The following is a 13,058-nucleotide window of genomic DNA, read 5'->3' as shown; positions in this document are numbered from 1 at the left end:
ACGACAGGCCCACCACCTCCCCACCCGCCCAGGTAGCCCGCACGGGCCGCGACCCACGACGAGGAGACGCCGATGGCACCAGCCATCACCTTTGCGGCTGACAAGATTTCGTCAGCCGACACAGGCTTCATGCTCATCTGTTCCGCCCTGGTGATGCTCATGACCCCGGGTCTGGCCTTCTTCTACGGAGGCATGGTCCGGGTCAAGAGCGCCCTCAACATGCTGATGATGTCCTTCATCAGCCTTGGGATCGTCACCGTCCTGTGGGTGCTGTACGGCTTCTCCCTCGCCTTCGGCACCGACAGCGGCGGCCTCATCGGCTGGGACTCCGGCTACCTCGGGTTCAGCGGCATCGACAAGGGGGAGGTGTGGAGCGGTTACACCATCCCCACCCTGGTCTTCGCGGTCTTCCAGCTGATGTTCGCCGTCATCACTCCCGCCCTGATCAGCGGCGCCCTCGCGGACCGCGTCAAGTTCGCCGCCTGGTCCCTGTTCGTGGTGCTGTGGGCCAGCGTCGTCTACTTCCCGGTCGCGCACTGGGTCTGGGGCACCGGCGGCTGGGCGTTCGAGCTCGGAGTGATCGACTTCGCGGGCGGCACGGCCGTCCACATCAACGCGGGCGCCGCGGCGCTCGGCGTCATCCTGGTCATCGGCCGGCGGGTCGGCTTCAAGAAGGACCCGATGCGGCCGCACAGCATGCCGCTGGTCATGCTCGGCGCCGGCCTCCTCTGGTTCGGCTGGTTCGGCTTCAACGCCGGCTCCTGGCTCGGCAACAGCGACGGCGTCGGCGCGCTGATGTTCGTCAACACGCAGGTGGCCACCGGCGCGGCCGTCCTGGCCTGGCTCGTCTACGAGAAGATCCGGCACGGCGCGTTCACCACCCTGGGCGCGGCCTCCGGCGCCGTCGCCGGCCTGGTCGCCATCACCCCGGCGGGCGGCGCGGTCTCCCCGCTCGGCGCCATCGCCGTCGGCGCGATCGCCGGCCTGCTCTGCGCCATGGCCGTGGGCCTGAAGTACCGGTTCAACTACGACGACTCGCTCGACGTGGTCGGCGTCCACCTGGTCGGCGGTATCGTCGGCTCGCTGCTGATCGGCTTCTTCGCCACCGGCGAGGGCCAGTCCGAGGTGGCCGGCCTCCTCTACGGCGGCGGCCTCGACCAGCTCTGGAAGCAGGCGGCCGGCGTCTTCGGCGTCCTCGCCTACTCGCTGGTGGCCTCCGCGGTCCTCGCCCTGCTGATCCACAAGACCATCGGGATGCGGGTCGAGGAGGACCAGGAGATCTCCGGCATCGACCAGGCCGAGCACGCCGAGACCGCCTACGACTTCAGCGGAGTCGGCGGCGGCTCCGCCAAGAACCCCGTCCCCGCCCGCGCCGAGAGCAACAAGGTTGACGCATGAAGCTGATCACCGCGGTCGTCAAGCCGCACAAGCTCGACGAGATCAAGGAAGCCCTCCAGGCCTTCGGAGTGCACGGCCTGACCGTCACCGAGGCCAGCGGCTACGGCCGGCAGCGCGGTCACACCGAGGTCTACCGGGGCGCCGAGTACACCGTCGACCTGGTCCCCAAGATCCGCATAGAGGTCCTGGTGGACGACGCGGACGCCGACCAGCTCATCGAGGTCGTGGTCAGCGCCGCCCGCACCGGCAAGATCGGTGACGGAAAGGTCTGGGCGGTCCCCGTCGAGACCGCCGTCCGCGTCCGCACCGGTGAGCGCGGACCGGACGCCCTGTAAGGCAGCGAGCGGAAGCCCTGCGGGGCAGCCAGAGGAACGGAGTCGCCGGTGACGAGCACGGACACGCGTGAAGAGACCGAGAACTCGGGACCCGGCGGCTACGCGGCGGCCCGGCTGGGCCTCCTCCAGGAGGAGGCTCGGTCCGGGCCGTCGCGCCGTAAGGCCCTGGCCGACATCACCGACCGCTGGCTGGCCGGACTGTTCGCCGCCGCCGCGCCCGGCGCCCGGGGCCTCGCCCTGGTCGCCGTCGGAGGCTACGGCCGCGGGGAGCTCTCCCCGCGCAGCGACCTCGACCTGCTGCTCCTGCACGACGGCTCCGACCCGGACGCGGTCGCCGCCGTCGCCGACCGGCTCTGGTACCCCGTCTGGGACCTGGGCCTCGCCCTGGACCATTCGGTCCGCACCACCTCCGAGGCGCGCAGGACCGCCGCCGACGACCTCAAGGTCCAGCTCGGCCTGCTCGACGCCCGCCACCTGGCCGGCGACCTGACCCTCACCACCGGCCTGCGCACCGCCGTCCTCGCCGACTGGCGCAACCAGGCCGCCCGGCGCCTGCCCGAGCTGCGGGACCTGTGCGCCGAGCGCGCCGACCGCGCCGGCGAACTCCGCTTCCTCCTCGAACCCGACCTCAAGGAGGCCCACGGCGGCCTCCGCGACGCCACCGCGCTGCGCGCCGTCGCCGCCTCCTGGCTCGCCGACGCCCCGCGCGAAGGTCTCGACGCGGCCCGCCGCACCCTCCTCGACGTCCGCGACGCCCTCCACCTCACCACCGGGCGGGCCACCGACCGCCTCTCCCTCCAGGAGCAGGACCAGGTCGCCGCACGCCTCGGCCTGCTCGACGCCGACGTCCTGCTGCGTCAGGTCTACGAGGCCGCCCGTGTCATCTCCTACGCCGGTGACGTCACCTGGCGCGAGGTCGGCCGGGTGCTGCGGGCCCGCTCGTCCAGGCCCCGGCTGCGCACCCTGCTGGGCGGCGGCCGCCCGGCCCCGGAGCGCACCCCGCTCGCCGAGGGCGTCGTGGAACAGGACGGCGAGGTCGTGCTGGCCCGCGCCGCACGGCCCGACCGCGACCCCGTCCTCCCGCTGCGCGCCGCCGCAGCGGCCGCCGAGGCCGGGCTGCCGCTGTCGCTGCACGCCGTGCGGCGGCTGGCCGCCGACACCGCGCCGATGCCGGTGCCCTGGCCCGCCGAGGCCCGGGAGCAGCTGGTCACCCTGCTGGGCTCCGGCCGTCCCGCCGTGGACGTCTGGGACGCCCTGGACGCGGAAGGGCTGATCACCCGGCTGCTGCCGGACTGGGAACGGGTCCGCTGCCGCCCCCAGCGCAACGCCGTCCACGTCTGGACGGTCGACCGCCACCTGATCGAGACCGCCGTCCGCGCCTCCCGGACCATCCGCCGGGTCGGCCGCCCCGACCTGCTGCTGGTCGCCGCGCTGCTCCACGACATCGGCAAGGGCTGGCCGGGCGACCACTCGGTGGCCGGCGAGACCATCGTCAAGGACGTCGCCGCGCGCATCGGCTTCGACCGGCAGGACGTCGCCGTGCTGGGCACCCTGGTCCGCCACCACCTGCTGCTCGTCGAGACCGCCACCCGCCGTGACCTCGACGACCCGGCCACCATCCAGCTGGTCGCCGACGCGGTCGGCTCGCAGAGCACGCTCGAGCTGCTGCACGCGCTCACCGAGGCGGACGCGCTGGCCACCGGGCCGGCCGCCTGGTCGTCCTGGCGGGCCTCGCTGGTCGCCGACCTGGCGGCCCGCGTCTCGGCGGTCCTGGCCGGCGAGCCGCCGGCGGGCCCGCAGCACGCCGCGCCCACAGCCGAGCAGGAACGGCTCGCCCTGGAGGCGGTCGTCACCCAGGGCCCGGTGCTGTCGCTGCGCGCCCAGAGGGGGGCGGGGGCGGACCGGGAGGAGACCGGGACGCCGGAACGGCGGGACCAGGGAGACCGCCGGGACCAGGCGGGCCGGGCGGGCCCTGTGGACCGGGCGGACCGGGCGGACCGGGAGGACCGGGAGGACCAGCCGGAGCCGTTGGGGGCCGAACTGCGGATCGCGGTGCCCGAGCGCGGCGGCGTGCTGCCCGCCGTGGCCGGGGTGCTGGCCCTGCACCGGCTGACCGTGCGCACCGCCGAGCTGCGGCCGCTGGAGCTGCCGGACGGCGTCGACGCCGCGGTGCTGCTGCTCGACTGGCGGGTCGCCGCCGAGTACGGCTCCCTCCCGCAGGCCGCCAGGCTCCGCGCCGACCTGGTCCGCGCGCTGGACGGCTCCCTCGACATCGCGGCCCGCCTCGCCGAGCGCGACGCCGCCTACCCGCGGCGCCGCGGGGGACCGGCGGCGCCCCCGCAGGTCACCGTCGCCCGGGCGGCGTCCCGGCACGCCACGGTGATCGAGGTCCGGGCGCACGACGCGCCGGGACTGCTGCACCGGATCGGCCGGGCCCTGGAGACGGCGGGGGTGCGGGTCCGCAGCGCCCACGTCAGCACGCTGGGGGCCAACGTGGTCGACAGCTTCTACGTCACGGACGTCAAGGGAGAACCCCTCCCCGACGCGGAGGCCGCCGAGGTCGCCCGCGACCTCGAACGCACCCTCCGCACCACCTGACCCGCACGGCCCCGGGCGCGGTCGGCCCGAGCGCCCGCGCGGTGCACGCGCGGGCGGGAAGGTACCGGCAGGGACCGGGAGGGGTCCGGGGCGGATACCCTGGACACCACATTCATCCGCCCCCGACACCGAGGACCGACGAGCGCCGTGTTCGATACCCTCTCCGACCGCCTCAGCGCGACTTTCAAAAACCTCCGCGGGAAAGGCCGGCTCTCCGAGGCTGACATCGACGCCACGGCGCGCGAGATCCGCATCGCGCTCCTCGAGGCGGACGTCGCCCTGCCGGTCGTGCGCTCCTTCATCAAGAGCGTCAAGGAGCGTGCCCTCGGCTCCGAGGTCTCGAAGGCGCTGAACCCGGCCCAGCAGGTCATCAAGATCGTCAACGACGAGCTGGTCACCATCCTCGGCGGCGAGACCCGCCGGCTGCGCTTCGCCAAGACCGCGCCCACCGTGATCATGCTGGCCGGTCTGCAGGGTGCCGGTAAGACCACCCTCGCGGGCAAGCTCGGCAAGTGGCTCAAGGACCAAGGCCACTCCCCGCTGCTCGTCGCGGCCGACCTCCAGCGCCCCAACGCCGTGAACCAGCTGAGCGTCGTCGCCGAGCGCGCCGGCGTCGCGGTCTACGCGCCGGAGCCGGGCAACGGCGTCGGCGACCCGGTGAAGGTCGCCAAGGACTCCATCGACTTCGCGCGGACCAAGGTCCACGACATCGTGATCGTGGACACCGCCGGCCGCCTCGGCATCGACGCCGAGATGATGCAGCAGGCCGCCGACATCCGGGACGCGGTGAGCCCGGACGAGATCCTCTTCGTCGTCGACGCGATGATCGGTCAGGACGCGGTCAACACGGCCGAGGCCTTCCGCGACGGCGTCGGCTTCGACGGCGTGGTGCTCTCCAAGCTCGACGGCGACGCCCGCGGCGGCGCGGCCCTGTCGATCGCGTCGATCACCGGCAAGCCGATCATGTTCGCCTCGAACGGCGAGAAGCTGGACGACTTCGACGCCTTCCACCCGGACCGGATGGCCTCCCGCATCCTCGACATGGGTGACCTGCTCACCCTGATCGAGCAGGCGGAGAAGACCTTCGACCAGGCCGAGGCCGAGAAGATGGCCTCCAAGCTGGCCTCCAAGAAGGGCCAGGAGTTCACCCTCGACGACTTCCTGTCCCAGATGGAGCAGGTCCGCAAGATGGGGTCGATCTCCAAGCTGCTCGGCATGCTCCCCGGCATGGGCCAGATCAAGGACCAGATCAACAACCTGGACGAGCGCGAGGTCGACCGCACCGCGGCGATCATCAAGTCGATGACCCCCGCCGAGCGCACCGACCCGCTGATCGTCAACGGCTCCCGCCGCGCCCGTATCGCCAGGGGTTCGGGCGTCGAGGTCAGCGCGGTGAAGAACCTGATCGAGCGGTTCCTCGAGGCCCGCAAGATGATGTCCCGGATGGCCCAGGGCGGCGGGATGCCGGGCGTGCCGGGAATGCCGGGCATGGGCGGCGGTCCGGGCCGCCAGAAGAAGCAGCAGAAGAAGGCCAAGGGCAAGCAGCGCTCCGGCAACCCGATGAAGCGCAAGCAGCAGGAGCTGGAGGAGGCGCAGCGTCGCGAGGCCGCCGCCGCGCAGGGCGGCAACGCCTTCGGCCTGCCCCAGCAGGACGCCAAGAACTTCGAACTCCCCGACGAGTTCAAGAAGTTCATGGGCTGACGCGTCAGTTCACGCACGGTCGCGCAGTTCACGCACAGCCGCGCCGATCGGTGCGACGCCGAGCCGGGTGTGCCCCCGCAGGGGGCAGCCCGGCTCTCGCGTTCGGGACACCCGGCGGTACCCGGCTCCGGCGTCCGGCGGGACCCCGGCGGACGCCCGCGGCCGCGTCAGCGGGTGCGGGCGACGAGGTAGCGGAAGACGTTCGGCATCCACACCGTGCCGTCCGCCCGCACGTACGGGTGCAGGGCCTCGCGCAGCTCCTTGTCGACCTGGGCGGGGTCCGTGGCGGCGGCGGCCGCGTCGAACAGCCCGGTCGACCACAGTCCCCGCACCGCGCTGTCGATCCCCGCGTAGCCGAAGGGGCAGGAGACCCGGCCCGAGCCGTCGGGGACCAGACCGGCCCGCCGGGCCACGTCCTCCAGGTCGTCCCGGCCGGCCGGCCGCCACCTCCCCGGCGAACGCGGCTCCGCCAGCCGCTCCGCGACCCGCAGCACCGCCGCCGTCGCGCACCGCTCGGGCGGCCCCCATCCGGTCAGCACCACGGCCGCGCCGCGTTCGGCCAGCGGCGCGGCGTCCCGCAGCCGGGCGATCAGGGCGTCGGTGTCCCCGGTGAGGCAGCCGACCGGCTCCAGCGACGTCACCACCGTGTACGCCTGCGCACGGGCCGGCGGGTGTTCGGCCAGCCGCGCGCCGCCCGCCGGACCCGAGGCGTCGCCGCCCTGCTCGTGTGCTGCGAGCCTTTCCCGCGCCAGGTTGAGCCGTTCGGGTGAGTCCGTCTCCACGCCGGTGACGTCGGCGCCCCGTGCCGCCGCCATCAGCAGGGCCAGTCCCGAGCCGCAGCCGAGCCCCAGCAGCCGGGTGCCGGGGCCCACCCCCAAGCGCGTGTGCACGGCCTCGTAGAGCGGGACCAGCATGCGTTCCTGGATCTCGGACCAGTCCCGGGCCAGTGCCCGCGGGCCCGCCCCCGTGGTCCGGGTCGTGCGGGGAGGGTGAGGTCGCAGGAGAGTGGATGTCATGTAGCGCCCCAATCGCCGAAGAGTTGCCGCTTTCGGGCCGTCCGTCGGTCCGTGCCGTCCGTGCCGTCCGTGCCGTCGTCGTGCGCCGTGCCGCCCCCGTCCGTGCCCCGGCTTCCCCCCGTATGCCAGGTAACTGCTAGGACGCTGTCCCGTCCAGGGCGCCTGGACACCCCGTTGCCGGATGCGGGCGTATAAGGCGAGATTTCACATACCGGTAACCCGGAGGGCAACCGGAGACGGGGGTGCCGCGTCATGAAGGGTGAGGATTCTTGAACCGGGACCCGCCGTCAGGCTTCGGCCTAACGGGGTGTAACCTCACGATCACGTCGTAATCCCGCCAAGCTGTGACGCGCGCCGGGGCGCACGCCGAGCCCCGTGCGCCGGGTACCGCCCTGTACGTACGTGTGACTACGTACCGGCTTGTGGTGAGACGTCGGCCTTCTGCGCAGATCAACGCACCCGTCCTCGTCCGGACACATCAGAGAGAACTGACGGGTACGTGCAAATTATTTGAGATGCCCCGGAATAGGAACACGGAGGGCTGCGGCGTCGTTGTCATTACGTGAGCACGACACCACCAGTTCTCGCCGCCGAGCTGGCACAGGCATGGGCCGACATTCAACGGCACCATCCCGAGCTGCCTGACCTGGCCGCGCCCGAATCACTGATCGGGGAGTCGTCGTCCGCCTGTGGACACGAACTCTCCTTCGAGCGACTCCTCCATGAGGCAGTCCACGGCATCGCCGCCGCCCGGGGCATTCGCGACACGTCCCGGGCCGGCCGCTACCACAACCGCAGGTTCCTGGCGATCGCCGAGGAGCTCGGGCTCGATCACTCCGAGGAGCCGCATCCCAGCAGCGGCTTCTCGCTGGTCACGCTCAAGCCCGAGGCCAAGCGCCGGTACCGGCCCACGATCGAACGGCTGCAGCGCGCGCTCAAGGCGCACAACGCGGCCGTGGCGTCGGACACGGCCGGCACCTTCCGGGGACCCGCGGCCCGTCACGGGTCGTCGGGGGGAGGTGTGCGGGTCAAGGCCGTCTGCGACTGCGGTCGCAACGTGCGCGTCGTTCCGTCCGTCCTGGCGCAGGCGCCCATCGTCTGCGGGGGCTGCGGGAAGCCCTTCAGGATCCCCGAGCCCGAGCCGCTCGCCGCGGCGAGCTGAGGTGGCGCGGGTCCCGCGCGGAGCCGGCGCATCGTGGACGCCGGCCCCGCGCGGGCCCCGTACGCCCCCGTTCGGATCCGGGGTCGGTCATATGGCAGAATGGCCAGCTGTACTCGACAGTCGCACAGGACCCCTCTCTCCTCCGGCTGACGCGTCCATCGGGCACTCGGTGCCGCAACCCCACGCGGCTTCCCGTCGCGCCCAACCACGTCAATTCCAGGAGATTCCACTCCCGTGGCAGTCAAGATCAAGCTGAAGCGTCTGGGCAAGATCCGTTCGCCTCACTACCGCATCGTCGTCGCCGACAGCCGTACCCGCCGTGACGGCCGGGCGATCGAGGAGATCGGCAAGTACCACCCGACGTACAACCCGTCGGTGATGGAGGTCGACGCCGAGCGTGTCGCGTACTGGCTCTCCGTCGGCGCCCAGCCGACCGAGCCGGTTCTCGCCATCCTCAAGAAGACCGGCGACTGGCAGAAGTTCAAGGGCGAGCCCGCCCCCGCGCCGCTGCTGCAGCGCGCCGAGAAGCCGGCCCGTCCGTCCTTCGAGGCGCTCGGTGGCGAGGACGAGGGCAAGGGCGAGGCCATCACCCAGAAGAAGAAGGCCGAGAAGAAGGACGAGGCCGCCGCCGAGTCCGCTCCGGCTGAGTCGACCGAGGCCTGAGCATGCTCGAGGAGGCTCTCGAGCACCTCGTGAAGGGCATCGTCGACAACCCTGACGATGTGCAGGTCGCCTCCCGCGACCTGCGTCGCGGGCGCGTGCTCGAGGTCCGGGTCCACCCGGACGACCTCGGCAAGGTGATCGGCCGCAACGGCCGCACCGCTCGCGCCCTGCGAACCGTCGTGGGCGCCATCGGCGGCCGCGGCGTCCGCGTCGACCTGGTCGACGTGGACGACGTCCGCTGACACACGCAACACCGGCTCGGGCCGGGGACGGCCTCAGAGCCGTCCCCGGCCCGACGTCGTTCCCCACCGCAGTCCCCGACCGCGGTCCGTCACCCGCAGTTCCGACCAGGAGAGCAAGCACAGTGCAGCTGGTAGTCGCACGGATCGGCCGCGCCCACGGCATCAAGGGCGACGTCACCGTCGAGGTACGTACCGACGAGCCGGAGCTGCGGCTCGCGCCCGGCGCCGTCCTGGCCACCGACCCGGCCTCGGTCGGTCCGCTGACCATCGAGGCGGGACGGGTGCACAGCGGCCGGCTGCTGCTGCGCTTCGAGGGCGTCCGGGACCGCACCGGTGCCGAGGCGCTGCGCAACACCCTCCTCATCGCGGACGTCGACCCCGCGGAGCTGCCCGAGGAGGAGGACGAGTACTACGACCACCAGCTGATGGACCTGGACGTGGTGACCGTCGACGGCCAGGAGGTGGGCCGGATCACCGAGATCTCCCACCTGCCCTCGCAGGACCTGTTCGTGGTCGAGCGTCCGGACGGCAGCGAGGTCTACGTGCCGTTCGTCCAGGAGATCGTCGTGGAGATCGACATCGAGGAGCAGCGGGCCGTCATCGACCCGCCGCCCGGCCTGATCGACGACCGCGCCGAGATCGCCTCCGCCCGCGACGCGGCGGCCGGGGAGCAGGCGTCCGGCGACCAGCCGGCGGCCGACGGCGGGGAGACGGCCGGCGGCGGGGAGACGGACGGCGCCGGGACGAAGCGGGACCAGGGCTGATGCGTCTCGACGTCGTCACCATCTTCCCGGAGTACCTGGAACCGCTGAACGTCTCCCTGGTGGGCAAGGCGCGCACCCGCGGGCTGCTCGACGTCGGCGTCCACGACCTGCGGGACTGGACCCACGACCGGCACAACACCGTCGACGACACCCCCTACGGCGGCGGCCCCGGCATGGTCATGAAGACCGAGCCGTGGGGCGAGGCCCTCGACGAGGTCCTCGCGGACGGCTACGAGGCGGGCGCCGGCGCACCCGCACTGGTCGTGCCGACGCCCAGCGGCCGCCCGTTCACCCAGGAACTGGCCGTGGAGCTCTCCTCCAGGCCCTGGCTGGTCTTCACCCCGGCCCGCTACGAGGGCATCGACCGCCGGGTGATCGACGAGTACGCCACCCGCATGCCGGTGTACGAGGTCTCCATCGGCGACTACGTGCTGGCCGGCGGCGAGGCCGCCGTCCTGGTGATCACCGAGGCGGTGGCCCGTCTGCTGCCCGGCGTGCTCGGCAATGCCGAGTCGCACCGGGACGACTCCTTCGCCCCGGGCGCCATGGCCAACCTGCTGGAGGGGCCGGTCCACACCAAGCCGCCCGTCTGGCGGGGCCGTGGGATTCCCGAGGTGCTGCTGAGCGGCCACCACGGGAAGATCGCCCGCTGGCGCCGCGACGAGGCGCTGCGCCGCACCACCGCCCACCGGCCCGACCTGATCGAGCGCACGGCCCCCGAGGCCTTCGACAAGAAGGACCGCGAGATGCTCTCCATCCTCGGCTGGGCTCCCGACCCCGAGGCCGGACGTCACGGGCGGTTTTGGCGACGCGTCGAAGACGTGGAAGAATAGGCCGCTGTTGTGTGTGGCCCGGTCCGCGCCCCTGCCACAGGGGGACACGACGCGGCGTCCCGGTCACGGCGACGTTCTTCCGATGAAACCTAGCTCCCGTTGATGACCTGTGGCATCAGCGAAGAAAGCAGACGAAATGTCTCACCTGCTCGACTCCGTCGACGCCGCGTCGCTGCGCAGCGACATCCCGGCCTTCCGCCCGGGTGACACCGTCAACGTCCACGTCCGCGTCATCGAGGGCAACCGCTCTCGTGTGCAGCAGTTCAAGGGCGTCGTCATCCGCCGCCAGGGCGCCGGTGTCCGCGAGACCTTCACGGTCCGCAAGGTCTCGTTCTCCGTCGGCGTCGAGCGCACCTTCCCGGTGCACACCCCGATCGTCGAGAAGATCGAGCTGGTCACCCGCGGTGACGTGCGTCGCGCCAAGCTGTACTACCTGCGCGAGCTGCGCGGCAAGGCGGCGAAGATCAAGGAGAAGCGCGACAACTGAGCTCGCGCGGGTGTTCCAGCGGGGGCCGGATAGCATCTGCCCCCTATGGACACCGAAGCTCAGCACCAGGAGCGCGACGGCTCCTTCCCGACCGCGTCCGAGGACTCCCCTCGGCCGCGGGACGGGGAGGCGCGGTCGCGCTTCGCTGTTCTCCGGGGAGCGAGGCGCGGCGGCCCGGAGACCGGGGGCGGCGCCGGTGACGGCGACCGTGCCGAGGCCGGCGAGGGTGCCGGGGCCGGCGAGGGTGCCGGGGCCGGCGAGGCCTGCGAGGGTGCCGAGAGCGCCGAGGGTGGTGCCGCGGACCTACGCGGGGACGGTGATGACGAGGGCGGCGCGGACGGGCGGGGCGGGTTCCGGGACTGGCTGCCCGGGGGGAGCCTCACGCTGACCGTGGGGGCCTGCCTGGTCTTCCTCCTGGTGGTCACGCTGTTCGTCGCCCAGCCCTTCCGGATCCCCAGCTCCTCCATGGAGCCCGCCCTGCGGGCCGGTGACCGGGTCCTGGTGAACAAGCTGGCCTACCGCTTCGGTGACGGACCCGCCCGCGGGGACGTGGTGGTCTTCGAGGGCGGCGAGCGGTTCGGCGCGGGCTACTTCGTCAAGCGCGTGGCCGGGGTGGGCGGCGACCGCGTGGTCTGCTGCGACCGCGACGGCCGGCTGCGGGTCAACGGGCGCGCGGTGGACGAGTCGCCGTTCCTGGCCGGCGACGCCCCGTCGGCGGTGCCGTTCGACGTGGTGGTGCCCGCCGGACGACTCTTCCTGCTCGGCGACCACCGCGCAGCCTCCCGCGACTCCCGGGACCACCTGGGCTCACCGGGCGGGGGCATGGTGCCCGTGGAGGACGTCACCGGGCGGGCCGACTGGATCCTTTGGCCGGCCGGCCGGTGGACGCGGATCGAACCGTCCGGCGCCTATGCCGGCGTGCCCGAGGCGGAGGGGGCCCATGGGTAGGCGGGGACGCACGCGGGGAGCGGGAGAGGGGCCGGAGACCGCCGGACCCCCGCCGGGGCGCGCCGAACGACGCAGGCTGCGCCGCCGGGTGCAGCGCCGCCGCCGGCGGGCCCTGCTGAAGGAGATACCCCTGCTGGGCGGCGTGGCGCTGCTGATCGCGCTGCTGCTGAAGACCTTCCTGTTCCAGGCCTTCGTGATCCCCTCCGGGTCGATGGAGCAGACGATCCGGATCGGCGACCGGGTGATCGTGGACAAGCTGTCCCCGTGGTTCGGGTCGACACCGGAGCGGGGCGACGTCGTGGTCTTCCGTGACCCGGGCGGCTGGCTGGGTCACGAGGAGGTGGCCGCGCTCAGCGACGATTCGACGGTGACCCGGCGGATCAAGGACGGGCTCGCCTTCGTGGGCGTGCTGCCGTCGGCCGACGAACAGGACCTGATCAAGCGGGTCGTGGGGGTCGGCGGTGACCACGTGGTCTGCTGCGACGCCGAGGGCAGGATGACCGTGAACGGAACCCCGCTCGACGAGGACTACCTCCACCCGGGTGATGATCCGTCCGCGATGCCGTTCGAGGTGACGGTCCCTGAGGGGACCCTGTGGGTGATGGGCGACCACCGGTCGCGCTCGGCCGACTCCCGCGAGCACCGTGACGGACCGTACGGCGGGGCCGTCGCGGAGGATCTCGTGGTGGGCCGGGCGGTGGCGGTGGCCTGGCCGGTGGGGCACTGGGGGCGCCTGACCGCGCCGGACGCCTTCTCGTCCGTCCCCGGCCCGCGGGCACCCGGCGACGACGGGGGGTAGCCGCCGGGCGGCCGGGCTCGCATAGGGTGGCAGCACCCCGGGCAGGCGGTCGGCCGAGGCGGTGGACGGATTTACCGGACCACCGAGCCCTGGGGAACTCCCGCTCGTTAAG

General features: G+C 72.8%; 13 protein-coding genes. 12 read left to right on the top strand and 1 reads right to left on the bottom strand.

What is annotated here, in order from left to right; all coding sequences use genetic code 11:
• Window positions 1–72: 72 nt before the first annotated feature.
• The 4 genes from Sfr03f_RS13760 to ffh all read left to right on the top strand — a co-directional run bounded on the left by Sfr03f_RS13760 (window position 73) and on the right by ffh (window position 6,032).
• Window positions 73–1,398 (top strand): ammonium transporter, encoded by a 1,326-nt coding sequence (locus tag Sfr03f_RS13760; RefSeq protein ID WP_108954191.1) that lies wholly within the window; start codon window positions 73–75, stop codon window positions 1,396–1,398.
• A complete protein-coding gene (locus tag Sfr03f_RS13755; RefSeq protein ID WP_108954190.1) occupies window positions 1,395–1,733 on the top strand; it encodes a P-II family nitrogen regulator in 339 nt (112 codons plus the stop codon). Before Sfr03f_RS13760 ends, Sfr03f_RS13755 begins: the two co-directional genes overlap by 4 nt.
• A 48-nt stretch (window positions 1,734–1,781) precedes the next feature.
• Window positions 1,782–4,331 (top strand): [protein-PII] uridylyltransferase, encoded by a 2,550-nt coding sequence (locus tag Sfr03f_RS13750; protein WP_108954189.1) that lies wholly within the window; start codon window positions 1,782–1,784, stop codon window positions 4,329–4,331.
• Between the two features lie 147 nt (window positions 4,332–4,478).
• On the top strand, window positions 4,479–6,032 hold the full coding sequence (gene ffh, locus Sfr03f_RS13745) for a signal recognition particle protein (RefSeq protein WP_108954188.1): 1,554 nt from the start codon (window positions 4,479–4,481) through the stop codon (window positions 6,030–6,032).
• 167 nt (window positions 6,033–6,199) lie between these two features.
• Here the strand turns inward: ffh and Sfr03f_RS13740 are convergent, their stop codons facing one another.
• Complete coding sequence (locus Sfr03f_RS13740) at window positions 6,200–7,048, bottom strand: class I SAM-dependent methyltransferase (RefSeq protein WP_108954187.1); 849 nt, start codon at window positions 7,046–7,048, stop codon at window positions 6,200–6,202.
• A 562-nt stretch (window positions 7,049–7,610) separates the two neighbouring features.
• Between Sfr03f_RS13740 and Sfr03f_RS13735 the strand changes: the two genes are divergently transcribed.
• From Sfr03f_RS13735 to lepB (Sfr03f_RS13700), 8 genes are all read left to right on the top strand, one after another.
• Window positions 7,611–8,210, top strand: a complete 600-nt coding sequence (locus tag Sfr03f_RS13735; protein WP_108954186.1) for a hypothetical protein — start codon at window positions 7,611–7,613, stop codon at window positions 8,208–8,210.
• 234 nt (window positions 8,211–8,444) lie between these two features.
• Window positions 8,445–8,873 carry a 30S ribosomal protein S16 gene (rpsP, locus tag Sfr03f_RS13730; protein WP_108954185.1) on the top strand — a complete coding sequence of 143 codons (429 nt, stop codon included), beginning with the start codon at window positions 8,445–8,447 and terminating at the stop codon, window positions 8,871–8,873.
• A gap of 2 nt (window positions 8,874–8,875) precedes the next feature.
• On the top strand, window positions 8,876–9,115 hold the full coding sequence (locus tag Sfr03f_RS13725; RefSeq protein ID WP_108954184.1) for an RNA-binding protein: 240 nt from the start codon (window positions 8,876–8,878) through the stop codon (window positions 9,113–9,115).
• A gap of 122 nt (window positions 9,116–9,237) precedes the next feature.
• Entirely contained in the window at window positions 9,238–9,879 is a 642-nt protein-coding gene (gene rimM, locus Sfr03f_RS13720; protein ID WP_108954183.1) for a ribosome maturation factor RimM, read from the top strand.
• On the top strand, window positions 9,879–10,712 hold the full coding sequence (gene trmD / locus Sfr03f_RS13715) for a tRNA (guanosine(37)-N1)-methyltransferase TrmD (protein WP_108954182.1): 834 nt from the start codon (window positions 9,879–9,881) through the stop codon (window positions 10,710–10,712). The genes rimM and trmD overlap by 1 nt, the downstream gene beginning before the upstream one ends.
• A 136-nt stretch (window positions 10,713–10,848) precedes the next feature.
• Window positions 10,849–11,199 carry a 50S ribosomal protein L19 gene (gene rplS, locus Sfr03f_RS13710; protein WP_020138756.1) on the top strand — a complete coding sequence of 117 codons (351 nt, stop codon included), beginning with the start codon at window positions 10,849–10,851 and terminating at the stop codon, window positions 11,197–11,199.
• Between the two features lie 363 nt (window positions 11,200–11,562).
• Entirely contained in the window at window positions 11,563–12,147 is a 585-nt protein-coding gene (gene lepB / locus Sfr03f_RS31220) for a signal peptidase I (RefSeq protein ID WP_245967611.1), read from the top strand.
• An 88-nt stretch (window positions 12,148–12,235) separates the two neighbouring features.
• A complete protein-coding gene (gene lepB, locus Sfr03f_RS13700) occupies window positions 12,236–12,946 on the top strand; it encodes a signal peptidase I (protein WP_439959677.1) in 711 nt (236 codons plus the stop codon).
• The last annotated feature ends 112 nt before the right edge of the window (window positions 12,947–13,058 follow it).

The organism is Streptomyces fragilis, from assembly GCF_003112515.1.
GTDB lineage: Bacteria > Actinomycetota > Actinomycetes > Streptomycetales > Streptomycetaceae > Streptomyces > Streptomyces fragilis.
This window is presented reverse-complemented; position numbering and strand designations above follow the sequence as displayed.